We start from the raw sequence: 23867 nt of genomic DNA on the forward strand, positions 1-23867 counted from the left end.
AAACCACCGACAGACCGCCGACACGACAACCGACAGCCACCGACAGCCGTCCGACGCCCCCTGGCACGCCGCCGACGGTGCCGCGAAACCACCGGCCCCGCCGACGGGGGAAGATCGGCGGGGCCGGTGTCGTACCGCGGTGGCTTGTCAGTGCACGGAGTGCTCGTCCTGCGGGAAGGTGCCGCCGACGACGTCCTCGGCGTACGCCTTCGCCGCGTCGCCGATGACCTGGCGCAGGTCGGCGTACTGCTTGACGAACTTCGGCATCCGGCCGCCGGTCAGCCCGAGCATGTCGGTCCACACCAGCACCTGGGCGTCGGTCTCGACGCCCGCGCCGATGCCGACGGTCGGGATGTGCAGCGTCCGGGTCACCTCGGCGGCCAGCTCGGCCGGCACCAGCTCCAGGACGACCGCGAAGGCGCCCGCGTCCTGCACGGCCTTGGCGTCGCGCAGCAGCTGCTGGGCCGCCTCCTCGCCGCGGCCCTGCACCCGGTAGCCCATGGCGTTCACGGACTGCGGGGTGAGGCCGATGTGCGCCATCACGGGGATGCCGGACTCCACCAGCAGTTCGATCTGCCGGTGCGAGCGCTCGCCGCCCTCCAGCTTGACCGCGCCGACTCCGGCCTCCTTGACCAGGCGGGTCGCCGAGCGCAGCGCCTGCACCGGGCCCTCCTGGTAGGAGCCGAAGGGCAGGTCACCGACGATCAGAGCGCGGCTGGTACCGCGTACGACGGCGGCCGAGAGCATCGTCATCTCGTCCAGCGTGACGGGCACGGTCGACTCGTACCCGAGGTGGCAGTTGCCCGCGGAGTCGCCGACGAGCATCACCGGGATGCCGGACTCGTCGAAGACGGACGCGGTCATCGCGTCGTACGCGGTGAGCATGGGCCACTTCTCGCCGCGCTCCTTGGCGGCGGTGATGTCCCGTACGGTGATGCGACGGTTGATCTTGCCCCCGTACAGCGCCCTGCTCCCGTCCCCGGGGGTGCGCTGCGGCGTCGGGGCAGCCGAAAGCTGCGTCATGGCAACGGCTCCTTCATGTCATCTCGAGGCGCCCTGACGGCGTCCCCGGATCCCTTCCATGGTGGCACTTCCGCCGTCTCCCCGGCTAGGGGACCCTCGTCACGTGCCATCGATCGACTCACGGGGTGAAATGTGCCCGTTCTGTCACAGAGCGACCCGACCCGGAGGGATGCGGAACTCCGCGCGGCGACTCGTTCGTCCCAGTGCCCGTACGGCCGTCGAAGGACGGCAGGATCGGAACCGATCATCCCCTATGGTGCTGAGTCACGGGGGCGACGGTGAGCACGGCGGGCAGTGAGGCGACGGTATGGCGCAGCAGGCGTACATGACGGAGACGGACAACGGCGGCTCGGACCCCGAGCACCGGGAGAACCGGCTTCGGCGCCTGGTCGACCGGGTGGTCACCGGCTGGCGCGGCGACCGGCGGATCTGGACCCGGGGCCTGGTCACGGCCGCGGTCGCGCTCCTCCTGTCGGGCGTCATGGCGGCCCACTCGCACATCCCGAACGCCATCGGCAACCTCGGCAGCCTCACCGAAACCTTCCTGCCGTGGTTCGGCCTCCTGATCCCGGTCCTGCTGGTGATCGCCGTGGTCCGCAAGTCGGCGACGGCGCTGATCGCGCTGGTGCTGCCGGTGAGCGTGTGGCTGAACCTCTTCGGCGGCCTGCTCTTCGACAAGACCGGCAGCGGCGGCGACCTCACGGTGGCCACGCACAACGTCAACGCCGACAACGCCGACCCGGCCGGCACCGCCCGCGCCGTCTCCGCGTCGGGCGCGGACGTGCTGGCCCTGGAGGAGCTGAAGGCGTCCGCCGTACCGACGTACGAGAAGGCGCTGGAGTCGAAGTACCCCCACCACGCCGTCGTCGGCACCGTGGGGCTGTGGAGCAAGTACCCGGTCGCCGACGTGCGGGCGGTGGACATCCAGCTGGGCTGGAAGCGCGCGATGCGCGCCACCGTCACCACCCCGTCCGGGCCGCTCGCGGTGTACGTCGCCCACCTGCCCTCCGTCCGGGTGAAGCTGGAGGCGGGGTTCACCGCCCGGCAGCGGGACAAGAGCGCCGACGCCCTCGGCGAGGCCATCGCCGACGAGAAGCTGCCCCGCAAGATCCTGCTCGGCGACCTCAACGGCACCATGAACGACCGCGCGCTGACCGCGATCACCTCGCAGATGCGCTCCCCGCAGGGCGCCGTCGGCAACGGCTTCGGCTTCAGCTGGCCGGCGTCCTTCCCGATGGCCCGCATCGACCAGATCCTGGTCGACGGCGTCGAGCCGATGACGAGCTGGACCCTCCCGTCGACGGGCAGCGACCACCTGCCGATCGCCGCGCGTGTGAAGGTCGACACAACGGCCTCCTGAAGTTCGCCCGTGGAATACCTGCCCTGAGAGCCTTTGTTCCGTAGGGGAACATACAGTCGTCCCTCCCTTACGCACTCCGCTCTCGAAAGGCTCGCCCCCTTATGCCCCTGGCCCTGCTCGCCCTTGCCGTGGGCGCCTTCGGCATCGGTACCACCGAGTTCGTGATGATGGGCCTGCTGCCCGACGTCGCGGACGACCTGAACATCTCCATCCCCACCGCGGGCCACCTCGTGTCGGCCTACGCGCTGGGCGTCGTCATCGGCGCCCCGCTGCTGGCGGCGGCGACCACGCGGATGTCCCGCCGCTCCGTCCTCATCGCCCTGATGGCGCTCTTCGTGCTCGGCAACGCCCTGTCGGCCGTAGCGCCCGGCGAGCTCTCCCTACTCGCCGCCCGCTTCGTCAGCGGCCTGCCGCACGGTGCCTTCTTCGGCGTCGGCGCGGTGGTCGCCACCGGCATGGTGGCCCCGGAACGCAAGGCACGCTCCGTCTCCCTGATGTTCCTGGGCCTCACCGTCGCCAACATCGTCGGCGTGCCGGCGGCCACCGCCATGGGCCAGGCGCTCGGCTGGCGGGCCACCTTCCTCGGCGTGAGCGCGATCGGCGTCGCGGCGATAGCGGCCCTGGTCGTCCTGATCCCGCGCGAGAACGCCCCGGCCCCCACCACGGGCCTGCGCGGCGAGCTGGCCGCCCTGCGCTCCCTGCCGGTCTGGCTGGCGCTCGGCACCACGGTCGCGGGCTTCGGCGCGCTCTTCGCGGCGTACAGCTACATCACGCCGATGCTGACGGACGCCGCCGGTTTCGCCGAGACCAGCGTGACGCTGCTGCTCGCGCTGTTCGGCGTCGGCGCCACCGCGGGCAACCTGCTCGGCGGCCGCCTGGCCGACCACTCCCTGCGCGGCACCCTCTTCGGCGGCCTGGCCTCGCTGGTCGTGGTCCTCGCCCTCTTCCCCGTCCTGATGCGCACGCCGGTCACGGCGGCCGTGTCGGTGGCGCTGCTGGGCATGGCCGCCTTCGTCACCGGCTCTCCCCTCCAGCTGATGGTGATGGAGAAGGCCACGGCGGCCCCGTCCCTCGCCTCCTCGGCCAACCAGGCGGCCTTCAACCTCGCGAACGCCGGCGGCGCCTGGATCGGCGGCCTGGCCCTCGCGGCGGGCCTCGGCACGACGTCGCCCGCGCTGGCGGGGGCGGCGCTGGCGGTGCTCGGTCTGGGCGTCGCGGGCACGGCGTGGGCGGTGGACCGTCGGGCGGCCGTTACGGCCACGGCCCGCAAGCGCGTGGTGGCGGCGCACGTGCCGGAGGGGGTGGAGAGGGTGCGGGGGTGAGGGGCGTCCCTCGCGACAGCGAAGCCCGGCGCCGGCAGGACCTATGAATGAGGAGTGGTTGGCTGCCGGCAGGCGAAGGGACTTGAGTCTCCCGTAGGGGGAGACACAAAGGTGGGGGCATGGACGGCGACACGCTCTACTCGATCGGCGAGCTCGCTCGGCGGACCGGTCTCACGGTCAAGACCGTTCGGTTCTACTCCGATCGCGGAATCGTGACGCCGACGGACCGCAGCCCGGCCGGCTACCGCCTGTACGACATCGACGCCGTCGCACGCCTGGACCTCGTGCGGACCCTGCGCGAGCTGGGACTGGACCTTGCCACGATCCGCAAGGTCGTGGACCGCGAGCTCTCGCTTCCCGAGGTCGCCGCGGCGCACGCCGAGGCACTGGCAGTGCAGATCCACGTCCTGCGCCTGCGGCGCGCGGTGCTGACGGCGGTGGCCGAGCGCGGGTCCACACCTGAGGAGACGGAACTCATGCACCGGCTGGCCCAGCTCTCCGAGGACGAACGCCGACGTCTGATCGGCGACTTCCTCGACGCCGTCTTCGGCGGTCTTGACGCCGCTCCCGCCTTCGCGGGGGTCATGCGGACGATGACCCCCGAGCTGCCCGACAACCCGGAGGCGGAGCAGGTCCAGGCGTGGGTGGAGTTGGCCGAAATGTCCCTGGACCCGGACTTCCGCGCCGTCGTGCGGGGGTTGGCCGAGGACCAGGCAGCCGAGCAGGCCCGAAGCGACACGATGGGTCCGCGCCGCGACATTGCCGCAACCGTCCGCGACCAGGCCGGTCCGGCCCTGGCCGCCGGCATCGACCCGGCCTCGCCCCAGGCCGATCCGATCGTCGCAGCGTTCACGGCGCACTACGCGCACCTCCTCGGCCGCCCCGACGACGTCGAGCTTCGCCGTCGGCTGGCGACTCGGCTGGAGAGCGTGAACGACCCCCGCAGGGAGCGATACCTCCAGCTGCTCGCAGTGGTCAACGGCTGGCCGGCCCCGGAGAGTCTGGCTCCAGTGCTCGACTGGTCCGTCCAGGCTCTGCGCGTCCGGACTCAGCGATGACGGGGCGGTCGCAAGGCGGCATGGGCCGGACGTGGCCGGCGTCGGGTGAAAACGCCGCCTCACGTGATCGGTTGGTGAATGCCCCCGTCGTACTTGAGGTGGCCGCGACGTCGGCCTCTCCCGGTCTCGTTCTTCGCCCCTGGCGCATGGAAGACGTTGCCGCACTGGTCGACATGAGCCGGGATCCCGCATTGCGCCAGTGGGCGGGCTCTGTCGTGCACACCGATGCCGACGGGGCACGGTGGGTGCAGGCCCAGCAGCGGGGCTGGGCAGCGGGGGACCGGTTTGGCTTCGCTGTCCTTGAGGCACAACCCGTTCCAGTTCGTCGGCAGTTGGTGGGCAATGTGGTCCTCAAGGAAGTCAGCTCCGGCAAACCGGCGGCCGAGGTGGGCTACTGGACCGCGGCGCACGCTCGCGGGCGGGGAGTGGCTCCCCGCGCTCTGGAGGCGCTCACCAGGTGGGCTTTCGACACCTTCGAAGCCGACGGGCTGGAGCGTCTCGAGCTCCTGCACCAGGTGGACAACCGGGCATCGTGCCGGGTTGCGCAGAAGGGCCGGTACGACTTTGACAGCGTCCTGCCTGCGGCGCCGCCCTCCTTTCCTCGCGATGGCCATCTGCACGTACGGCGCCTGAGATCCTCCCGGCCTCTGCGGATCGACTGAGGCTGCTCACGCTGCGAGGGTCTTCTCCGTCGTGGAAGTCGCCGTCCTCGTCCGTCGTGTCACCCGTTGGCGTGGGCGGAGCCCCGTTCCGGCACCACGGCGTGGTCACGGTCCCTACGGTGTCGCCTGTCGCGATACGACGCGTACGACGGAGGGGTGCGGATGTCGGCTGACGGCAAGGTGGACGAGTCGGGTTGGGATGTCGACCCTGACGACGCGTGGGGTGGGGCCGTCATCACCGCGGTGGGACGCCAGCTGAAACTGCGCCGCGAGGCGGCGGATATGCGGGCGGCCGACTTCGGGGCGGCGGTCGGGTACGGAGAGGATCTCGTCTACAAGGTCGAGGGTGGGAAGCGGATTCCCCAGCGGGAGTATCTGGAGAAAGCCGACCAAGTGCTCGACGCGGGCGGCCTCGTCGCGGCGTCCTGGGAGGACGTGAAGAGGGTCAGGTATTCCAAGAAGGCGCAGGACTTGGCGAAACTGGAGTCCCAGGCGGTCGAGTTGTCGTCCTACGTCCCGCACGGCCTGCACGGTCTCCTGCAGACCGAGACATATGCCCGTGCACTCATGGGGACGCGTCGGCCCGCTCTGGCGGAGGATGAGTTGGACAGGGCTGTGACTGGGCGGATGGATCGCCAGGCGATCTTCGAACGGACTCCTGCCCCCGAACTCGGTTTCGTTCTGGAAGAGGTGGGCCTCCGGCGGCCCATCGGCGGGAGAACAGTGCTGCGCAAGCAGCTTGAACACCTGTTGGAGATGGCGCGGCTGCGGAACGTCGACATCCAAGTGATGCCAACCTCTCGCGGCGACCACCCCGGAACGGGCGGGCGGATTCAGGTGCTCAAGTTCGGCGACGGTACGGCAGTCGGCCGGGCCGACAACACCTACGACAGCCGACCGGTCAGCGATCCGCGGCAACTGCGGATTCTCGAACTGCGCTACGGAGCCATCCGCGCCGAGGCTCTGACCGCCAAGGAGTCCTTGGCCTTCATCGAGAAAGTACTGGGGGAGACATGAATTCCTGGTTCAAGAGCAGCTACAGCAGCAGCGGAGACGGCAACGACTGCGTAGAGGTCGCGATAACCCCCGCCACCATCCACATCCGCGACTCCAAGCGCCCCGACGGCCCCCGCCTCGCCGTTGCCCCGGCCGTCTGGACGGCATTCGTCGGGCCCCGGACACAGTGATCCGGGGCCCGCGCGCATAGTCCGGGCGGCTCAGGCGACCGTCGTGTGCGCGTTGCCCTGGATCGCCGAGGCGCCGACGCCGGTGGTGAGGCCGATGCAGCCGGACTCCGCGTGGAGACCGGCACCGAACTGGCCGTCGGCCGCTATGAGGGCCGCGCCGATGGCGACGTTGCCGCCGGACACCTGGTCCAGATCCGTGTCGGAGAGTTCGGCGGTTTCGGCCTGGGGGACGAGGTTCATGACAGGTCTTGCCTTTCATGCCGACGAGAAGGGGAGCGGTGCGGCACGCGTGCCCGGAACCGGTCACCGGCGTGCCGCGCACAGATCAAAGCACGGGGTGGAATGATCCCGTCCGCTCCCGTCGCCGCCGCCTTCATCAGTGTGCGGATGTGGTCGGGAAAAGAGCCGACCTCTTCACGCTTCCCGCCGGTCGGGGGAGTCCCCGGAGCCTCGGATGCGTGCAGCCGGGCCCTCGCGCCTGCACCACACCAGGTCCATGCGACCTTGCTATGAACGGTGTGCAGGTACGAGGGTTTTTTCGCCAGACCGACGGCCGCGGCTTTGGCAGGCCTGCAAGGACAGGGGGAGCCGGTACGCACAGGTGAGGGATCAGCCCCGGTCTGGGATGATCTCGCGGTGCTGCGAAGCGTTGAGATCACCGCCGAAATGACCGGCCCACGGCAAGACGCGGGCTCCCACAACCTGCACTGGCAGAAACGGCTGGAGGTGAGCCTGGACTGCTTCATCTGCCGGCGCACCCGTCGCACGACCTCCCTTCAGCACGGGCAGGAGCACGCCCTCTGCTCGGCCGATGATGAGCAGCCCATGCACCCCACCGCTGCCAGGGTCGCCGCCTTCGATGTCACCGACGAGCGGGAGCGGACCACTCTGCGGACCGTTGTCGACTACTGGTGGGCGCCTTTCCAGGACACGAAGCGCGACCAGGCGGCCACTGCGCTGTCGCTCACGCCATGGGTTCGTCTGCATCTCGGGTACTACTGCCCTGAGGTCATGGTCATGGACCCGAGTCCGACGTCCCCACGATCGCCCGCAGCGCGGCGAGGTGCTCCCGGTAGGCGTCCCGGCCCCGCCGGGTCAGGCGGAGCCACACGCGTTGCCGGGTGTCGCGGACGCCTTTGCGCTGTTCGACGTAGCCGGCCTCCATCAGGACCGTGACGTGCTTGCTCAGTACGGAGGCCGAGACGCCAAGTTGCTTCTGGACCAGGCCGAACTCCGCCTCGCCCGCGGCCTCCAGCAGGGCGCAGACGCGCAGCCGGTTCGGAGCGTGGATGGTGGTGTCGAACCCCTCCAGCGGGTCGTGGGAGTCGGCGCTCACGCGGACTTCCGGTGCAGGCGGACGAAGGCGAGGTGGAAGCCGGCGGACGCGGTGGCGCCGGCCAGCGAGGCCGCGATCAGCCACACCAGCTGTCCCGTGGCTCGGAAGGCGAGCGCCGCCCCCACCAGCAGCACAGGCAGGCCGATGACGAGCGGCAGGGTGGCCCGCTTCGGCAGTACGTCCAACCGCAGAGTCACCCCGGTCTTGGTGCGCCACGCCTTGGCCGCGACGGCGAACAGCGCCCCGTACACCGCGGTGATCGTCAGCATGATGCCGATCCAGGCCGGACGGGGCAGCAGCCAGTCGGAGTCAGCCGTGATGCCTCCGTAGACGATCGGGAGGGCGGCGATGTAGAGCGTGAGCGTGACGAAGAACCAGGTCGGCCACGGTGTGGCTGACAGTGCCGTGGCGGAGGCCCTGATGTGTTCGGCGTCGGCCAGAGCGGCGCGGGCGCCCTCTGGAGTGAGCGGTGCCCCGTTAGTTTCCATGACGGAAACAGTAGTCGTTTGTTTCCGGCATGGAAAGAGGCGGGTCGAAATAATGTGTGGCGCCTCTCGAAGGCGTCCTGCTAGCTTCAGTGCGTCGTTCTGATTCGTTCTGGGCCCTTGTGCCCTGGAAAAGGGTGTTTGATGTCCCGGCCCGCGCCGAGTGCGCCTCGCCGCACCGCGTAACCGTCCGCGGCTTTCCGCCATCCGTTTCTCCGGGTGGCTCCCGGACGTGCCCTCCGGTGCTCCGACCTGACGAGGCCACTCGGCCTGCTCTTGCTGTCTTGGTCAATCTCCCAGCAAGGAGCACCCGGGTGTCCAGCCACACCACCAACAACAACACTCTCGGCCTCAACACCTTCGCCTGCGCGTGGTGCGGGGTGACCGTGTCCGCGTACGCCGCCGACGGCGCGCCGCGCAACCACTGCCCGTCCTGCCTGCACTCACGGCACGTCCTCGACCATGTCGAGGGCGGTCCGAGCGACTGCGAGGGCCGGATGACCCCGATCGCCATCGCCGTGCTCCGCACCGGTGACTGGATGGTGATCCACCGCTGCGTGCGCTGCGACGAGCTCACCTCCACCCCGGTCTGCGTGGACGACAACCAGCTCATCCTGATGCGCATGGCGGTCCGTCCGCTGGCCCAACCGCCTTTCCCGCTCGAAGCGTTCGGAACTCTCTGACCGCCCGACAGGAAAGGAGCACCACCGTGCCACGCAACAATCGCAGCCACCGTGGACGGCGCCGTCCGCAGCGGCACAAGGACGTCCTGCACGCCCAGGGCGGCGGCCACCGGGCCGACGGCTTCCGCTGCGTGTCCTGCCGACTGGACGTCTCCCTGGGCGCACCCGGCACCGCGCACCGCAACCACTGCCCGAACTGCCTGGCCAGCCTGCACGTCGACCGGAGGATCCCGGGCGACCGCGCCGCGGACTGCCGTGGGCGGATGGAGGCGTTGGGCATGTCGGTCCGTACCGACGGCGAGTGGGTGATCATCCACCAGTGCGCCTCATGCGGCGAGCTGAGCGCCAACCGCATCGCCGGTGACGACAACCCGCTCGCCCTGGTACGCCTCGCCCTCAGACCCCTGGCCGACCCCGAGGCCGCCGGCCGCGCCCTGCTCACCCTGTGACCGGGCCGCGCCCACCAGGCCACCAGCACCCCGCGCCGGCCGAAGCAGCGCAGCCCCGGGCCACTGGCCCGGGGCTGCGCCCCGCTACAGCACCGGCAACGACTTCCGCAGCTCGAAGGCCGTCACCTGCGACCGGTACTCCTCCCACTCCTGCCGCTTGTTCCGCAGGAAGAAGTCGAAGACGTGTTCGCCGAGCGTCTCGGCGACCAGGTCGCTGCGTTCCATCAGGGCGAGGGCCTCGCCGAGGTTCTGGGGGAGGGGCTCGATGCCCAGGGCGCGGCGTTCCGCGTCGGAGAGGGCCCAGACGTCGTCCTCCGCGCCCGGCGGGAGTTCGTAGCCCTCCTCGATGCCCTTGAGGCCGGCGGCCAGCAGGACGGCGTAGGTCAGGTACGGGTTGGCGCCGGAGTCGATGGAGCGGACCTCGACGCGGGCCGAGCCGGTCTTGCCGGGCTTGTACATGGGGACGCGGACCAGCGCGGAGCGGTTGTTGTGGCCCCAGCAGATGTAGGAGGGGGCCTCGCCGCCCGCGCCGGCCGTGCGCTCGGAGCCGCCCCAGATGCGCTTGTACGAGTTCACCCACTGGTTGGTGACCGCCGAGATCTCCGCCGCGTGCCGCAGCAGGCCCGCGATGAAGGAGCGGCCGACCTTGGAGAGCTGGTACTCCGAACCGGACTCGTAGAACGCGTTGCGGTCGCCCTCGAAGAGCGAGAGGTGCGAGTGCATGCCCGAGCCCGGGTATTCGGAGAAGGGCTTCGGCATGAACGTCGCCTGGAGGCCCTGTTCGAGAGCCACCTGCTTCATGACCAGGCGGAACGTCATGATGTTGTCCGCCGTCGAGAGCGCGTCGGCGTAGCGGAGGTCGATCTCCTGCTGGCCCGGCGCGCCCTCGTGGTGCGAGAACTCCACCGAGATGCCCATCGACTCCAGCATGGTGATCGCCTGGCGGCGGAAGTCCATGCCGATGTTCTGCGGGGTGTGGTCGAAGTAGCCGGAGTTGTCGGCGGGGGTGGGGACCCGGCCGTCGACCGGCTTGTCCTTCAGCAGGAAGAACTCGATCTCCGGGTGGGTGTAGAAGGTGAAGCCCAGGTCGGAGGTGCGGGCCAGGGCGCGCTTGAGGACGTAGCGCGGGTCCGCGAAGGACGGGGAGCCGTCCGGCATGAGGATGTCGCAGAACATGCGGGCCGTGCCGGGGGCCTCCGCGCGCCAGGGCAGGACCTGGAAGGTCGACGGGTCGGGCTTGGCGATCATGTCGGACTCGTACACCCGGGCGAAGCCCTCGATGGCCGAGCCGTCGAAGCCGATGCCCTCGTCGAAGGCCTGCTCCAGCTCGGCGGGGGCCACGGCGACGGACTTGAGGAAGCCCAGCACGTCCGTGAACCAAAGGCGTACGAACCGGATGTCGCGCTCCTCCAGCGTCCGGATCACGAACTCCTGCTGCTTGTCCATCTTCCGCATCCCCATCCTCGCTGGTCAGGCCGCCTGTCTCCGGTACGGCGGGAGGCGGCCCCGCACCTGAGCATCACACCACAGCGCCGTTTCGAACGCGTTGCGGACCCCGGCCGGCCGGCCCACCCCATGACCGCAGGGTAGAGGCCACCTGTTCGATCGGGCCATTCCGGGGCTCCGGCCGGGACGGATCCTGTGATCTCCCTACGAAGGAGCGGCCTTCCGCCCTTACGATCAGCGGACCCGGCCACCCCGTTCGATGGCAGAAGACTTCCCAGAAGGGCTGCACCCCATGGGTTCCGCGAAGAAGAACAGCAACACGGCGCGACAGGCCCGCATAGCTGAGATGCGGCGTGCCGAGGAGGCGCGTGAGCGCCGGAACCGGATCCTCACGATCGCGGTCAGCACCGTGGTGGTCGCCGGTCTCGTCGTCGGCGGCGTCTTCCTCGTCCGGGGACAGTCCGACGACTCCTCCGACGACACCGCGTCCGACGGCAAGACCTCCGGCAAGTTCGTCACCGGCAAGGACGGCGTGAAGACCTGGGAGGGGGACCTGGCCCGCAACCACGTCACCAAGAAGGTCACCTACCCCGTGGACCCCCCGGTCGGCGGCGACCACAACCAGGTCTGGATGAACTGCAACGGCGACGTCTACACCAAGCCGCTGAACAACGAGAACGCCGTGCACTCGCTGGAGCACGGGGCGGTGTGGGTGACGTACACCGACGCGGCCCCGAAGGCCGACGTCGAGAAGCTGGCCGCCAAGATCAAGAAGACGCCGTACTCGCTGATGAGCCCGGACGAGAAGCAGCAGGACCCGATCATGCTCACCGCCTGGGGCCACCAGCGCACGGTGACGGGCGCCGACGACCCGGACGTGGACAAGTTCTTCGAGAAGTTCGTCCAGGGCGAGCAGACCCCCGAGCCGGGGGCCGCGTGCACCAACGGACTCTCCCAGTGACACCGAAACGGGCCGGCTGGACCGCGGGGGCCGCCGCCGCGGTCCTCGTCGCGGCCGGCGGGATCACCTACGCCGTCGCGGGCGACGACGGGGCGGGCCGGGTGCCGTCCGCCGACTCCGCGGACGCCGGGTTCGCGCGCGACATGTCGGTCCACCACCAGCAGGCCGTGGAGATGTCGTACATCGTGCGCGACCGCACCGACGACGAGGAGGTGCGGCGGCTCGCGTACGACATCGCGCAGACCCAGGCCAACCAGCGCGGCATGATGATCGGCTGGCTCGACCTGTGGGGGCTGCCGAAGGTGTCGTCCGACCCGCCGATGAGCTGGATGGGCATGGGCGGGGCGCCGTCGGCCGGTGAGGGCTCGCTGATGCCGGGGATGGCCACCGACGCCGAGATGGAGAAGCTCGGCACGCTGAACGGGAAGCGGGCCGAGGTCTACTACCTCCAGCTGATGACCGAGCACCACAAGGGCGGCGTCCACATGGCCAAGGGGTGCGTCGAGAAGTGCTCGGTCGGCGTGGAGAAGCGCCTGGCCGGCGGGATGGTGGAGTCGCAGGAGTCGGAGATCCGGCTGATGGCGGACCTGCTGGCGGAGCGGGGCGCGAAGCCCCGGACATGAGCCCGGACGTGAGCCCGGACGTGAGCCCGGACACGAGCCCGGACATGAGGCCGACACCGGCACGTCACCCCATTGTGTCGTTCTGACGATTACACTGGGCGGGTGCCTCGACTACGACTCGCCCTGAACCAGATCGACTCCACCGTCGGCGACCTCGACGCGAACGCGGCGGCGGTCCTGCGCTGGACCCGGCACTCCGCGGAGCGGGGAGCCCACCTGGTGGCGTTCCCCGAGATGGTGCTGACCGGGTATCCCGTCGAGGACCTGGCCCTCAGGTCGTCGTTCGTGGAGGCGTCCCGCACCGCCCTGCGGGCGCTCGCGGCGCGCCTCGCCGAGGAGGGCCTCGGCGGCCTTCCGGTGGTCGTCGGCTACCTGGACCGCTCGGCGACCGCCCAGCCGAAGTACGGCCAGCCGGCCGGCGCCCCGCAGAACGCGGCGGCCGTGCTGTACGGCGGCGAGGTGGCGCTCACCTTCGCCAAGCACCACCTGCCGAACTACGGCGTCTTCGACGAGTTCCGCTACTTCGTCCCCGGCGACACCATGCCCGTGGTCCGGGTGCGCGGCGTCGACGTGGCGCTGGCCATCTGCGAGGACCTGTGGCAGGACGGCGGCCGGGTGCCCGCCGCCCGCTCGGCACGGGCCGGACTGCTGCTCTCCGTCAACGCCTCCCCGTACGAGCGCGACAAGGACGACACCCGGCTGGAACTGGTGCGCAAGCGCGCCCAGGAGGCCGGGTGCACCACCGCCTACCTCGCGATGACCGGCGGGCAGGACGAACTGGTCTTCGACGGCGACTCGATCGTCGTCGACCGGGACGGGGCGGTCGTGGCCCGCGCCCCGCAGTTCACCGAGGAGTGCGTGGTCCTGGACCTCGACCTGCCGGCCGCCGAGCCGGAGGCGCCCACCGGCGTGGTGGACGACGGTCTGCGCATCGAGCGGGTCGTGCTGTCCGAGGAGCCGGTACCGGCCGACGGGACCGCGCTGTCCGGCGGCCGCGCCGAGCCGCTGGACGACGACGAGGAGGTCTACTCGGCGCTGGTCGCCGGGCTGCGCGCCTACGTCACCAAGAACGGCTTCCGCTCCGTGCTGATCGGCCTGTCCGGCGGCATCGACTCCGCGCTGGTCGCGGCGATCGCCTGCGACGCGCTGGGCGCGGAGCACGTGTACGGCGTGTCGATGCCGTCCAGGTACTCCTCCGAGCACTCCAAGGACGACGCGGCCGAGCTGGCGCGCCGCACCGGCCTGCACTACCGGACCGTCGCGATCGCGCCCATGTTCGACGCCTACATGGGCGCGCTGGGCCTGACCGGCCTGGCCGAGGAGAACCTCCAGTCCCGGCTGCGCGGGACGCTGCTCATGGCGCTCTCCAACCAGGAGGGCCACCTGGTGCTGGCGCCCGGCAACAAGTCGGAACTGGCGGTGGGCTACTCGACGCTGTACGGCGACTCGGTGGGCGCGTACGGGCCCATCAAGGACGTGTACAAGACGTCGGTCTTCCGCCTCGCCGAATGGCGCAACCGCGCGGCCGGGGCCCGCGGCCAGACCCCGCCGATCCCGGAGAACTCGATCACCAAGCCGCCCAGCGCGGAGCTGCGCCCCGGCCAGGTCGACACGGACTCGCTGCCGGACTATCCCGTGCTGGACGCCATCCTCGACCTGTACGTCGACCGGGACCGGGGCGCGGACGAGATCGTCGCCGCCGGGTACGACCGCGACCTGGTGACGCGGACGCTGCGCATGGTGGACACCGCGGAGTACAAGCGCCGCCAGTACCCGCCGGGCACCAAGATCTCGGCCAAGGGCTTCGGCAAGGACCGCCGCCTGCCGGTCACCAACCGCTGGCGGGAGACCGGCTGAGCCGGCGGCGCCGCACCCCGCTAACCCTGGCGCTGCTGGTCCGCCAGCACCTTGTGCAGCGGCTCCGCCACCCGGCGCCGGTACTCCTGGACCGCCCAGCCGTTTCCGTCCGGGTCCTTGAAGTACATGAAGGTCGCGCCGTCGTCCGGCGCGTACTGCACCGGATCGGAGACCTCCAGGCCGCGCCCGGACAGCTCCGCGTGGGCCGCCTTGATGTCGGCGACGCACAGCTGGAGGCCCTGGTACGAACCGGGCTCCGGCCGGGTCTGGCCCTGCGTCATGTCCCAGATGGCGTCACCGAGGGCGATCGAACAGCCGGAGCCCGGGGGCGTCAGCTGGACGATGCGCATCCCCGGCATGACCTCCTGGTCGATGTCGACGTGGAAGCCGACCTTGTCCCGGTAGAAGTCCCGGGCCCGGTCGATGTCACTCACGGGCAGCGGGATGATTTCGAGGGTGAAGTCCATGGCATGACTCCTTCGGCATCCATGTCGGCTCCGGCGCCGACCGCGGTGTCTTACAAGCTAACGGCTTCCCGGCAGGGGCGCGGTCCGTTCGGTGCCCCGCCGCCGATCCCCGGTTACGCTCAGGCCGTACGACCTTGATCCCACGAGTCCATCCCAGATCCACCCCAGATCCCTCCCACAGGGTCCGACAGGAGGCCGAGATGACGGCGCCGGGGCGCAGGAGCAGTACCTTCACGCGGCTGCTGCGGCACGGCTTCACCGATCCCTCGGCCGCCGAGGGGCTGCTGGACGGCGCGGAGCTGACCGAGGTCCGCTCCGACCCGGTGCTCCTCGAGGCGCTGGGCGCCACCGCCGACCCCGACCTGGCCCTGCACGGCCTGGTCCGGCTCCTGGAGGCGCAGCCCGACCCCACCGCCCGCCGGGAGCTGCTGGACACCCTGGTGGCGGCCAAGCCGCTGCGCGACCGGCTCCTCGGCGTGCTCGGCGCCTCCGAGGCCCTCGCCGACCACCTGGCCCGGCACGCCGGCGACTGGCAGGCCCTGGTCACCTACGAGCCCCGCGACCTGCACCCCGGCGTCGAGGAGTTCGAACGCGGCCTGGCCGAGGCCACCGACCCCGTCGCGCTGCGTGTCGCCTACCGGCGCTGCCTGCTGTCCATCGCCGCCCGCGACGTGTGCGGCACCATCGACCTCGCCGAGACCGCCGCCGAGCTGGCCGACCTCGCCACCGCCACCCTGCGCGCCGCCCTGGCCATCGCCGAGGAGGCCGCGCCCGGGGACGCCGCGCTGTGCCGGCTGGCCGTGATCGCGATGGGCAAGTGCGGCGGCCACGAGCTGAACTACGTCTCCGACGTGGACGTCATCTTCGTGGGCGAGGCGGTCGGCGACGCCGACGAGACCAAGGCGCTGCGGGCCGCGACCTCGCTCGCCTCGCACATGATGCGGATCTGCTCCGAGACGACCGTCGAGGGCTCCATCTGGCCCGTCGACGCCAACCTGCGCCCCGAGGGCCGCAACGGCCCGCTGGTGCGCACCCTCAGCAGCCACCTCGCCTACTACCAGCGCTGGGCCAAGACCTGGGAGTTCCAGGCGCTGCTCAAGGCCCGCCCGGTGGCCGGCGACCCCGGCCTCGGCGCCGAGTACGTGGCCGCCCTCCAGCCCCTGGTCTGGCAGGCCGCCGACCGCGAGAACTTCGTCGCCGACGTGCAGAAGATGCGCCGCCGGGTGGTGGAGAACATCCCCGCCGCCGAGGTCGACCGCCAGCTCAAGCTCGGCCCCGGCGGCCTGCGGGACGTCGAGTTCGCCGTGCAGCTGCTCCAGCTGGTGCACGGGCGGTCCGACACCTCCCTGCACAGCGGTACGACGCTGGACGCCCTGGAGGCGCTCGCCGCGGGCGGGTACGTGGGCCGCGCGGACGCCGCCCAGCTCGACGAGGCGTACCGCTTCCTGCGCTCCATGGAGCACCGCATCCAGCTGCACCGGCTGCGCCGCACCCACCTGGTGCCCGAGGACCCGGCCGACCTGCGCCGTCTCGGCCGCTCCCTGGGCCTGCGCACCGACCCGGTGGTCGGATTGCAGCGCGCCTGGAGGCGGCACGCCTCCGTGGTGCGGCGGCTGCACGAGAAGCTGTTCTACCGGCCGCTGCTCGACGCCGTCGCCCAGCTCGCGCCCGGCGAGGCCCGGCTCAGCCCCGAGGCCGCCCGCGAACGCATGGTCGCCCTCGGGTACGCCGACCCGGCCTCCGCGCTGCGGCACCTGGAGGCGCTGGCGTCCGGCGTCACCCGCAAGGCGGCCATCCAGCGCACGCTGCTGCCCGTGCTCCTCGGCTGGTTCGCGGACTCCGCCGACCCGGACGCGGGCCTGCTCAACTTCCGCAAGGTCTCCGACGCGCTCGGCAAGACCCCCTGGTACCTCAGGCTGCTGCGGGACGAGGGCGCGGCCGCCGAGAACCTCGCCCGCGTGCTCTCCGCCGGCCGGCTCGCCCCCGACCTGCTGATGCGGGCCCCCGAGGCGGTCGCGCTGCTCGGCGACGGCGCGACCGGGGGCCTGGCGCCGCGCGGGCGCCCCCAGCTCGAGCAGGAGATACTGGCCGCGGTCCGGCGCGCTGAGGGCGGCGAACAGGCGGTCACCGCCGCCCGCGGGGTGCGGCGCAGGGAGCTGTTCCGTACGGCCGCCGCGGACATCGTCGGCTCCTACGGCACCGAGTCCCAGCCCGCCGCGGCCGACCAGGGCGCGCTGGTGGACCTGGTCGGCGACGCGATCTCCGACCTGACGGCGGCGACACTGGCGGGGACACTGCGGGCGGTCGTGCGGGAGGGATGGGGCGACACACTGCCGACCCGGTTCGCGATCATCGGCATGGGCCGGTTCGGCGGCCACGAGCTGGGCTACGGCTCCGACGCGGACGTGCTGTTCGTGCACGAGCCCCGCGACGGCGTCGACGAGCGGGAGGCCGGGGACGCGGCCAACAAGGTCGTCGCCGAGCTGCGCCGCCTGCTCCAGGTGCCGAGCGCCGACCCGCCGCTGCTGATCGACGCCGACCTGCGGCCCGAGGGCAAGTCCGGGCCGCTCGTGCGGACGCTGAAGTCGTACGAGGCGTACTACCGGCGCTGGTCGCTGGTGTGGGAGCGGCACGCGCTGCTGCGGGCCGAGTTCGTGGCCGGCGACGCGGACCTGGGGCGGCGCTTCACCGAGCTGGTCGACCCGCTGCGGTACCCGGCGGACGGACTCGGCGAGGACGACGTACGGGAGATCCGGCGGCTCAAGGCCCGGATGGAGTCCGAGCGGCTGCCGCGCGGCGCGGACCCCAAGCTGCACGCCAAACTGGGGCCGGGCGGGCTCTCCGACGTGGAGTGGACCGTGCAGTTGGTCCAGTTGCGGCACGGCCACACCGAGGCCGGGCTGCGCACCACCCGGACGCGCGCCGCGCTGGCCGCCGCGTCCGGCGCCGGGCTCATCCCGGCGGAGCACGCCGGGATCCTCGACGAGGCGTGGGTGCTGGCGACGCGGGTGCGCAACGCGGTGATGCTGGTCCGCGGCCGGGCCGGCGACACGTTCCCCACCGACCCGCGCGAGCTGTCCGCGGTCGGCCGCTACCTGGGCCACGGCCCGGGCCACGCGGGCGACATGCTGGACGAGTACAGGCGCACGGCGCGCAGGGCACGCGCGGTGGTGGAGGAGCTGTTCTACGCGTGATGCCCCGCGGCTACGCCCGCGTGGGCAACCACGCCCCCTTCCGCGCCGCCACCACCCGCGGCAGCGCGTACGGCAGGCTGCCGTACCAGGCCGCCGCCACCAGGTAGCCGAACGCCAGGCACAGCACGCCCCCCACCGCGTCCAGCCAGAAGTGGTTGGCGGTCGCCACGATCACCACCAGGGTCAGCGCCGGGTACAGCAGCCCCAGCACCTTCACCCACGGCACGGACGCCAGCGCGAAGATCGTCAGCCCGCACCAGACGGACCACCCGATGTGCATCGAGGGCATCGCCGCGTACTGGTTGGACATGTTCTTCAGGTCACCGGACGCCATCGACCCCCACGTCTGGTGGACCATGACGGTGTCGACGAACCGACCGCCGTTCATCAGACGGGGCGGGGCGAGGGGATACAGGTAGTAACCGACCAGCGCGACGCCCGTGGTGGCGAAGAGGACGAGACGGGTCGCGGCGTAACGGCCGGGATGGCTGCGGTACAGCCACACCAGCACACCGAGGGTCACCACGAAGTGCAACGTGGCGTAGTAGTAGTTCATCCCGATGATGAGCCAAGTCACCGAGTTCACGGCGTGGTTCACCGACTCCTCGACGGCGACGCCCAGTTGCTGCTCGACCCGCCAGATCCAGTCGGCGTTGCGCAACGCCTGCGACCGCTGTTCCGGCACCGCGTTGCGGATCAGCGAGTACGTCCAGTAACTCACCGCGATCAGCAGGATCTCGAACCACAGTCGGGGCCGGCGCGGCGCACGGAGCCGACGCAGGAGCCCCTGCCCCGTCCCCTCAGTGACGGGGTGCGGAACGGCCTCTGCACGGCGTTCCGGAGTCCTCACGGTCGCGTCACCCATAGGCATGAAGTCTGCCAGAAAAGACCTCTCCCACCGATCATCCCCCCGTCCGCTGTGGCCCGCATCCGCCGCGCGGCGGGCGGGAGGTCAGGAGCGGCCGCGCTCGCCCGGCGCGGAAGCCGTCGAGCCGCGGACGACCAGCTCCGGCATGAACACGAACTCGCTGTGCGGCGCGGGCGTCCCGGCGATCTCCTCCAGCAGCGTGCGCACCGCCGCCTGCCCCATCGCCGGGACCGGCTTGCGGACGGTCGTCAGCGGCGGGTCGGTGAAGGCGATCAGCGGCGAGTCGTCGAAGCCGACGACCGAGATGTCCTTGGGCACGTCGAGCCCCTGCTGCCGGGCCGCCCGTATCGCGCCGAGCGCCATCATGTCGCTCGCGCAGACCACCGCCGTGCAGTCGCGGGCGATGAGCGCGGTGGCCGCCGCCTGGCCGCCCTCCAGGGTGTACAGCGAGTGCTGGACGAGTTCCTTCTCCACGATGTCCGCGCTGAGGTCCAGCTGGTCCTGGACGGTGCGGACGAAGCCCTCGATCTTGCGCTGCACGGGCACGAACCGCTTCGGCCCCAGGGCCAGCCCGATCCGGGTGTGGCCGAGCGAGACGAGGTGCGTGACCGCGAGGCTCATCGCGGCCCGGTCGTCGGGGGAGATGAACGGCGCCTGCACCTGCGACGAGAAGCCGTCGACGAGGACGAAGGGCACGCCCTGGGCGCGCAGCCGTTCGTAGCGCTGCATGTCGGCGGTGGTGTCGGCGTGCAGTCCGGAGACGTAGATGATCCCGGCCACCCCGCGGTCGACCAGCATCTCGGTCAGCTCGTCCTCCGTGGAGCCGCCCGGCGTCTGGGTGGCGAGGACCGGCGTGTACCCCTGGCGGGTCAGCGCCTGGCCGATGACCTGGGCCAGCGCCGGGAATATCGGGTTCTCCAGCTCCGGGGTGATCAGGCCCACCAGGCCCTCGCTGCGCTGACGCAGCCGCACGGGGCGCTCGTAGCCCAGCACGTCCAGAGCGGCGAGTACGGACTGGCGGGTGGTGGCGGCGACGCCCGGCTTCCCGTTGAGGACCCGGCTGACCGTCGCTTCGCTCACCCCCGCCTGGGCGGCGATGTCGGCAAGCCGTGTGGTCACAGGGGTGGACTGTACCTGTCGGCCGCCGCCTTGCACACCGATCGGGCGCCGTGGACGGCCTGTTGGACGGCCCGGCGCGGGCTGCTGCGTCATCGCGCTCCCTCGAGAAAGTGGCGGCAAGAGCTTGCAGAGTCTTGCACAACCGGCCGGATACCGCTCGACCCCTGTAAACAAGCGTCTCACGGTGGTCGCCAGGAGGTCACGCCCGGATAACTTCGGAGATGTCTTGCACTTTTTTGCTGCAAGACCTTTCGCCGCGCTTACAACGCTGTTACGTTCACGTCGCCCGACGGCAGCAACGACGCGGTCGGCAGCGGCAGGAGCGGCGGACGGGCCCGCACCCTGCACCACACGGGCTTTCACCCTCAAGGAGAACTCATGCGGCGTGGCATAGCGGCCACCGCGCTGGTGGCGTCCCTCGCCCTGGCGGCGACGGCGTGCGGCGGGGACGGCGACAGCGACAGCGAGTCCGGCGGACCGGTGACCATCACTTACTGGGACACCTCCAACGCGACCAACGAGGCGCCGACCTACAAGGCGCTGGTCAAGGAGTTCGAGGCCGCCAACAAGGACGTCAAGGTCAACTACGTCAACGTCCCCTTCGACCAGGCGCAGAACAAGTTCGACACGGCCGCCGGCTCCAAGGGCGCCCCGGACGTGCTGCGCGCCGAGGTCGGCTGGACCCCCGCCTTCGCCAAGAAGGGCTTCTTCCTGCCGCTGGACGGCACCGAGGCCCTCGCCGAGCAGGACAAGTTCCAGCCCAACCTGATCGAGCAGGCCAAGTACGAGGGCAAGACCTACGGCGTCCCGCTGGTCACCGACACCCTCGCCTTCGTCTACAACAAGGCCCTGTTCGAGAAGGCCGGCGTCGAGGCCCCGAAGAACTGGGACGAGCTGAAGAAGGCCGCCGCCACCATCAAGGACAAGGCCGGCGTCGACGGCTTCTGGGGCTCCACCGCGGGCTACTACGCGCAGCCGTTCCTCTACGGCGAGGGCACCGACACGGTCGACGTCGGGGACAAGAAGATCACCGTCAAGTCGCCCGCGGCCGAGAAGGCGTACACCACCTGGCTGAGCCTCTTCGACGGCAAGGGCCTGCACAAGGCGGACACCACCGCCGACGCCTATGCCCACATCCAGGACGCCTTCATCAACGGCAAGGTCGCCTCGACCATCCAGGGCCCGTGGGAGATCACCAACTTCTACAAGGGCTCGGCGTTCAAGGACAAGAAGAACCTCGGCATCGCCACCGTCCCGGCCGGCTCCACCGGCAAGGCGGGCGCCCCGACCGGCGGCCACAACCTGTCGGTCTACGCCGGTTCGGACAAGGCGCACCAGGAGGCGTCGCTGAAGTTCGTGAAGTTCATGACCTCGGCGAAGTCCCAGGAGACCGTCGCCCTGAAGAACTCCACGCTGCCGACCCGCGACGACGCGTACACCGCCGAGGTCAAGGCCGACCCGGGCATCGCCGGCTACCAGACGGTCCTGCCCGCCGCCCAGCCGCGCCCGGCCCTGCCCGAGTACAGCTCCCTGTGGGGCCCGCTGGACGACGAGCTGCCCCAGATCGCCGGCGGCAAGGAGTCCCTGGACAAGGGGCTGAGCGACGCCGAGACCGCGATGGCCAAGCTGGTGCCCGACTTCACCAAGTGAGCCCGTGTGACCGCCGGGTCCCCCGCACCGGGGGAGGGGACCCGGCGGTCACGTTCCCGTGCGCCGTACCCCGCGACCGCCCGACCGCCCGACCGCCCGACCGCCTCACGCTCCAGTCGATCCTCCTGATGCTCCCGAAGGTGTCGAACCATGACAGTCGCCATCGACCGCGCCACCGGCAAGCGCCGCGGTGACCGCAGCCCGCGGCCCGGCCTCGGCCGGCGTCTGAAGGACGGGTACCAGAAGCACTGGTACGCCTACGCGATGATCGCGCCGGTGGCCGTCGTGCTCGGCGTCCTCGTGCTGTATCCGCTGGGCTACGGCCTCTACCTCACCCTCACCGACGCCAACAGCCTCAACACGGGCCGCACCATCGGCGTCAACGAGATCGAGGCCACCTACAAGTTCGTCGGCCTCGACAACTACGCCGACATCCTGTGGGGCCCGACGGCCTACGACCGCTTCTGGTCGCACTTCATCTGGACGATCGTGTGGACGGCCGTCTGCGTCGGCCTGCACTACTGCATCGGGCTCGGCCTCGCCCTGCTGCTCAACCAGAAGCTGCGCGGGCGCACCTTCTACCGGCTGATCCTCGTCCTGCCGTGGGCCGTGCCCACCTTCGTCACCGTCTTCGGCTGGCGCTTCATGCTCGCCGACGCGGGCATCATCAACGCCGGCCTCGACTGGCTGCACCTGCCGACGCCGCTGTGGCTGGAGGACACCTTCTGGCAGCGGGTCGCCGCGATCATGGTCAACACCTGGTGCGGTGTGCCGTTCATGATGGTCTCCCTCCTCGGCGGCCTGCAGTCCATCGACAACAGCCTCTACGAGGCCGCCGAGATGGACGGCGCGAGCGCCTGGCAGCGCTTCCGGTACGTCACCCTGCCGGGGCTCAGGTCGGTCAGCTCCACCGTCGTCCTGCTCGGCATCATCTGGACCTTCAACCAGTTCGCCGTCATCTTCCTGCTGTTCGGCAACACCGCCCCCGAGGCCCAGATCCTCGTCACCTGGGCCTACCAGCTCGGCTTCGGGCAGCAGCCGCGCGACTTCGCGCAGTCCGCGGCCTACGGCATCCTGCTGCTGGCCATCCTGATCGTCTTCACCTCCTTCTACCGCCGCTGGCTGAACCGCAATGAGCAGCAGCTCGCGATCTGAGGCAGGAGCCACCATGAGCACCACCGAAGTGCCGACCACCGCTCCCGCCGAGCAGGTCACCGAGCCGGCGGCGAAGCCGGCCCGGGTCCGCCGGCGCGGCGAGCGCAGCCGTGCCGGGTCCCTCGCCTCCCACGGCATCCTGACCGTCGCGAGCCTGATCGCGCTCTTCCCGATCGCCTGGCTGGTCTTCCTGTCGCTCGGTCCCGACAAGAACGACTACCTGCACCCCGGGGGCATCTGGTCGAAGATGACCTTCGACAACTACGTGTTCGTGCTCCAGGACACGAACTTCTTCGACTGGCTGAAGAGTTCGCTGATCGTCTCGCTGGGCACCACGTTCATCGGCGTCCTGGTCGCCGCCACCACCGGCTACGCGGTCTCGCGGATGCGCTTCCCCGGCTACCGCAAGCTGATGTGGGTCCTGCTGGTCACCCAGATGTTCCCCATCGCGGTGCTGATCGTGCCGATGTACCAGATCCTGTCCGAGCTGCAGCTCATCGACAACTACCTCGGCCTGGTCCTCGTCTACTGCTCGACCGCGGTGCCGTACTGCGCCTGGCTGCTCAAGGGCTACTTCGACACCATCCCGTTCGAGATCGACGAGGCCGGGCGGGTGGACGGGCTGAGCCCCTTCGGCACGTTCTTCCGGCTGATCCTGCCGCTCGCCAAGCCGGGGCTCGCGGTCGCCGGTTTCTACAGCTTCATCACCGCCTTCGGCGAGGTCGCCTTCGCCTCGACGTTCATGCTGAGCGACACGAAGTACACCTTCGCCGTCGGACTCCAGAGCTTCGTCAGCGAGCACGACGCGCAGCGCAACCTGATGGCGGCCACCGCCGTGCTCGTCGCGATACCCGTCTCCGCGTTCTTCTACCTCGTGCAGAAGAACCTGGTGACCGGCCTGACCGCGGGCGGCACCAAGGGCTGAGGCCCGACCGGGAAACGTCCGGCCGCGGTGCCCATCC

Annotated in this window: 23 protein-coding genes; 15 read left to right on the top strand and 8 right to left on the bottom strand. The window is 70.6% G+C overall.

All coding sequences use genetic code 11. The features are described from left to right. Nucleotides 1–147 precede the first annotated feature (147 nt). Nucleotides 148–1023 carry a 3-methyl-2-oxobutanoate hydroxymethyltransferase gene (panB, locus tag ACFC1X_RS07790; protein WP_307011615.1) on the bottom strand — a complete coding sequence of 292 codons (876 nt, stop codon included), beginning with the start codon at nt 1021–1023 and terminating at the stop codon, nt 148–150. A 307-nt stretch (nt 1024–1330) separates the two neighbouring features. On the opposite strand from panB, the gene ACFC1X_RS07795 reads away from it, so the two are divergent. From ACFC1X_RS07795 to ACFC1X_RS07820, 6 genes are all read left to right on the top strand, one after another. Next, nucleotides 1331–2383 carry an endonuclease/exonuclease/phosphatase family protein gene (locus ACFC1X_RS07795; RefSeq protein WP_376349672.1) on the top strand — a complete coding sequence of 351 codons (1053 nt, stop codon included), beginning with the start codon at nt 1331–1333 and terminating at the stop codon, nt 2381–2383. A gap of 101 nt (nt 2384–2484) precedes the next feature. Then, on the top strand, nt 2485–3705 hold the full coding sequence (locus ACFC1X_RS07800; RefSeq protein ID WP_376349674.1) for an MFS transporter: 1221 nt from the start codon (nt 2485–2487) through the stop codon (nt 3703–3705). A 119-nt stretch (nt 3706–3824) separates the two neighbouring features. Next, nucleotides 3825–4763 carry a MerR family transcriptional regulator gene (locus ACFC1X_RS07805; protein ID WP_376349676.1) on the top strand — a complete coding sequence of 313 codons (939 nt, stop codon included), beginning with the start codon at nt 3825–3827 and terminating at the stop codon, nt 4761–4763. A 74-nt stretch (nt 4764–4837) separates the two neighbouring features. Continuing rightward, nucleotides 4838–5425, top strand: a complete 588-nt coding sequence (locus tag ACFC1X_RS07810; protein ID WP_376349805.1) for a GNAT family N-acetyltransferase — start codon at nt 4838–4840, stop codon at nt 5423–5425. A 162-nt stretch (nt 5426–5587) separates the two neighbouring features. Beyond that, complete coding sequence (locus tag ACFC1X_RS07815) at nt 5588–6442, top strand: helix-turn-helix domain-containing protein (protein ID WP_376349678.1); 855 nt, start codon at nt 5588–5590, stop codon at nt 6440–6442. Beyond that, a complete protein-coding gene (locus ACFC1X_RS07820; protein ID WP_376349680.1) occupies nt 6439–6612 on the top strand; it encodes a DUF397 domain-containing protein in 174 nt (57 codons plus the stop codon). Before ACFC1X_RS07815 ends, ACFC1X_RS07820 begins: the two co-directional genes overlap by 4 nt. Before the next feature lie 30 nt (nt 6613–6642). On the opposite strand, the gene ACFC1X_RS07825 is transcribed toward ACFC1X_RS07820, so the two are convergent. From ACFC1X_RS07825 to ACFC1X_RS07835, 3 genes are all read right to left on the bottom strand, one after another. After that, a complete protein-coding gene (locus ACFC1X_RS07825; RefSeq protein WP_376349682.1) occupies nt 6643–6852 on the bottom strand; it encodes a hypothetical protein in 210 nt (69 codons plus the stop codon). A 775-nt stretch (nt 6853–7627) separates the two neighbouring features. Beyond that, nucleotides 7628–7948: a transcriptional regulator gene (locus ACFC1X_RS07830; protein ID WP_376349684.1), complete on the bottom strand. Its 321-nt coding sequence runs from the start codon at nt 7946–7948 to the stop codon at nt 7628–7630. Continuing rightward, entirely contained in the window at nt 7945–8436 is a 492-nt protein-coding gene (locus ACFC1X_RS07835) for a hypothetical protein (protein ID WP_376349685.1), read from the bottom strand. Before ACFC1X_RS07835 ends, ACFC1X_RS07830 begins: the two co-directional genes overlap by 4 nt. Before the next feature lie 311 nt (nt 8437–8747). Here ACFC1X_RS07835 and ACFC1X_RS07840 point away from each other — a divergent pair, with 311 nt between their 5' ends. Then, nucleotides 8748–9116, top strand: coding sequence for an RNHCP domain-containing protein (locus ACFC1X_RS07840; protein WP_376349686.1), 369 nt, complete (start codon nt 8748–8750; stop codon nt 9114–9116). Between the two features lie 26 nt (nt 9117–9142). Further along, nucleotides 9143–9565, top strand: coding sequence for an RNHCP domain-containing protein (locus tag ACFC1X_RS07845; protein ID WP_376349688.1), 423 nt, complete (start codon nt 9143–9145; stop codon nt 9563–9565). Between the two features lie 84 nt (nt 9566–9649). Here the strand turns inward: ACFC1X_RS07845 and glnA are convergent, their stop codons facing one another. Beyond that, nucleotides 9650–11011 carry a type I glutamate--ammonia ligase gene (gene glnA, locus ACFC1X_RS07850; protein WP_376349807.1) on the bottom strand — a complete coding sequence of 454 codons (1362 nt, stop codon included), beginning with the start codon at nt 11009–11011 and terminating at the stop codon, nt 9650–9652. A gap of 292 nt (nt 11012–11303) precedes the next feature. Between glnA and ACFC1X_RS07855 the strand changes: the two genes are divergently transcribed. The 3 genes from ACFC1X_RS07855 (at nt 11304) to ACFC1X_RS07865 (ending at nt 14452) form a co-directional block, all read left to right on the top strand. After that, nucleotides 11304–11972, top strand: coding sequence for a DUF3105 domain-containing protein (locus ACFC1X_RS07855; RefSeq protein WP_376349690.1), 669 nt, complete (start codon nt 11304–11306; stop codon nt 11970–11972). Further along, nucleotides 11969–12595, top strand: coding sequence for a DUF305 domain-containing protein (locus tag ACFC1X_RS07860; protein ID WP_376349692.1), 627 nt, complete (start codon nt 11969–11971; stop codon nt 12593–12595). Before ACFC1X_RS07855 ends, ACFC1X_RS07860 begins: the two co-directional genes overlap by 4 nt. Before the next feature lie 102 nt (nt 12596–12697). Beyond that, nucleotides 12698–14452, top strand: a complete 1755-nt coding sequence (locus ACFC1X_RS07865; RefSeq protein WP_376349694.1) for an NAD+ synthase — start codon at nt 12698–12700, stop codon at nt 14450–14452. 20 nt (nt 14453–14472) lie between these two features. Here the strand turns inward: ACFC1X_RS07865 and ACFC1X_RS07870 are convergent, their stop codons facing one another. Next, nucleotides 14473–14919, bottom strand: a complete 447-nt coding sequence (locus ACFC1X_RS07870; RefSeq protein ID WP_376349696.1) for a VOC family protein — start codon at nt 14917–14919, stop codon at nt 14473–14475. Nucleotides 14920–15119: 200 nt separating this feature from the next. Here ACFC1X_RS07870 and ACFC1X_RS07875 point away from each other — a divergent pair, with 200 nt between their 5' ends. Then, on the top strand, nt 15120–18113 hold the full coding sequence (locus ACFC1X_RS07875) for a bifunctional [glutamine synthetase] adenylyltransferase/[glutamine synthetase]-adenylyl-L-tyrosine phosphorylase (protein ID WP_376349698.1): 2994 nt from the start codon (nt 15120–15122) through the stop codon (nt 18111–18113). Between the two features lie 10 nt (nt 18114–18123). On the opposite strand, the gene ACFC1X_RS07880 is transcribed toward ACFC1X_RS07875, so the two are convergent. Both ACFC1X_RS07880 and ACFC1X_RS07885 read right to left on the bottom strand, forming a co-directional pair. Further along, nucleotides 18124–18978 carry a phosphatase PAP2 family protein gene (locus ACFC1X_RS07880; protein WP_376349700.1) on the bottom strand — a complete coding sequence of 285 codons (855 nt, stop codon included), beginning with the start codon at nt 18976–18978 and terminating at the stop codon, nt 18124–18126. Between the two features lie 87 nt (nt 18979–19065). After that, nucleotides 19066–20100, bottom strand: coding sequence for a LacI family DNA-binding transcriptional regulator (locus ACFC1X_RS07885; RefSeq protein WP_376349701.1), 1035 nt, complete (start codon nt 20098–20100; stop codon nt 19066–19068). Nucleotides 20101–20478: 378 nt separating this feature from the next. On the opposite strand from ACFC1X_RS07885, the gene ACFC1X_RS07890 reads away from it, so the two are divergent. The 3 genes from ACFC1X_RS07890 (at nt 20479) to ACFC1X_RS07900 (ending at nt 23830) form a co-directional block, all read left to right on the top strand. Continuing rightward, the gene (locus ACFC1X_RS07890) at nt 20479–21750 is read left to right on the top strand and encodes an extracellular solute-binding protein (RefSeq protein WP_376349702.1); all 1272 of its coding nucleotides are present in this window, start codon (nt 20479–20481) and stop codon (nt 21748–21750) included. Between the two features lie 150 nt (nt 21751–21900). Continuing rightward, a complete protein-coding gene (locus ACFC1X_RS07895; protein WP_376349704.1) occupies nt 21901–22905 on the top strand; it encodes a carbohydrate ABC transporter permease in 1005 nt (334 codons plus the stop codon). Between the two features lie 13 nt (nt 22906–22918). Further along, complete coding sequence (locus tag ACFC1X_RS07900; RefSeq protein WP_376349706.1) at nt 22919–23830, top strand: sugar ABC transporter permease; 912 nt, start codon at nt 22919–22921, stop codon at nt 23828–23830. The last annotated feature ends 37 nt before the right edge of the window (nt 23831–23867 follow it).

This window comes from Streptomyces sp. NPDC056128 (genome assembly GCF_042263835.1).
In the GTDB taxonomy this organism is placed as follows: domain Bacteria; phylum Actinomycetota; class Actinomycetes; order Streptomycetales; family Streptomycetaceae; genus Streptomyces.

Coding starts and splice junctions, on each gene's coding strand:
- ACFC1X_RS07880 (WP_376349700.1), bottom strand. CDS start 18,978: ATGGGTGACGCGACCGTGAGGACTCCGGAACGCCGTGCAGAGGCCGTT.
- ACFC1X_RS07795 (WP_376349672.1), top strand. CDS start 1,331: ATGGCGCAGCAGGCGTACATGACGGAGACGGACAACGGCGGCTCGGAC.
- ACFC1X_RS07825 (WP_376349682.1), bottom strand. CDS start 6,852: ATGAACCTCGTCCCCCAGGCCGAAACCGCCGAACTCTCCGACACGGAT.
- panB (WP_307011615.1), bottom strand. CDS start 1,023: ATGACGCAGCTTTCGGCTGCCCCGACGCCGCAGCGCACCCCCGGGGAC.
- glnA (WP_376349807.1), bottom strand. CDS start 11,011: ATGGACAAGCAGCAGGAGTTCGTGATCCGGACGCTGGAGGAGCGCGAC.
- ACFC1X_RS07815 (WP_376349678.1), top strand. CDS start 5,588: ATGTCGGCTGACGGCAAGGTGGACGAGTCGGGTTGGGATGTCGACCCT.
- ACFC1X_RS07800 (WP_376349674.1), top strand. CDS start 2,485: ATGCCCCTGGCCCTGCTCGCCCTTGCCGTGGGCGCCTTCGGCATCGGT.
- ACFC1X_RS07835 (WP_376349685.1), bottom strand. CDS start 8,436: ATGGAAACTAACGGGGCACCGCTCACTCCAGAGGGCGCCCGCGCCGCT.
- ACFC1X_RS07805 (WP_376349676.1), top strand. CDS start 3,825: ATGGACGGCGACACGCTCTACTCGATCGGCGAGCTCGCTCGGCGGACC.
- ACFC1X_RS07900 (WP_376349706.1), top strand. CDS start 22,919: ATGAGCACCACCGAAGTGCCGACCACCGCTCCCGCCGAGCAGGTCACC.
- ACFC1X_RS07895 (WP_376349704.1), top strand. CDS start 21,901: ATGACAGTCGCCATCGACCGCGCCACCGGCAAGCGCCGCGGTGACCGC.
- ACFC1X_RS07870 (WP_376349696.1), bottom strand. CDS start 14,919: ATGGACTTCACCCTCGAAATCATCCCGCTGCCCGTGAGTGACATCGAC.
- ACFC1X_RS07855 (WP_376349690.1), top strand. CDS start 11,304: ATGGGTTCCGCGAAGAAGAACAGCAACACGGCGCGACAGGCCCGCATA.
- ACFC1X_RS07890 (WP_376349702.1), top strand. CDS start 20,479: ATGCGGCGTGGCATAGCGGCCACCGCGCTGGTGGCGTCCCTCGCCCTG.
- ACFC1X_RS07820 (WP_376349680.1), top strand. CDS start 6,439: ATGAATTCCTGGTTCAAGAGCAGCTACAGCAGCAGCGGAGACGGCAAC.
- ACFC1X_RS07875 (WP_376349698.1), top strand. CDS start 15,120: ATGACGGCGCCGGGGCGCAGGAGCAGTACCTTCACGCGGCTGCTGCGG.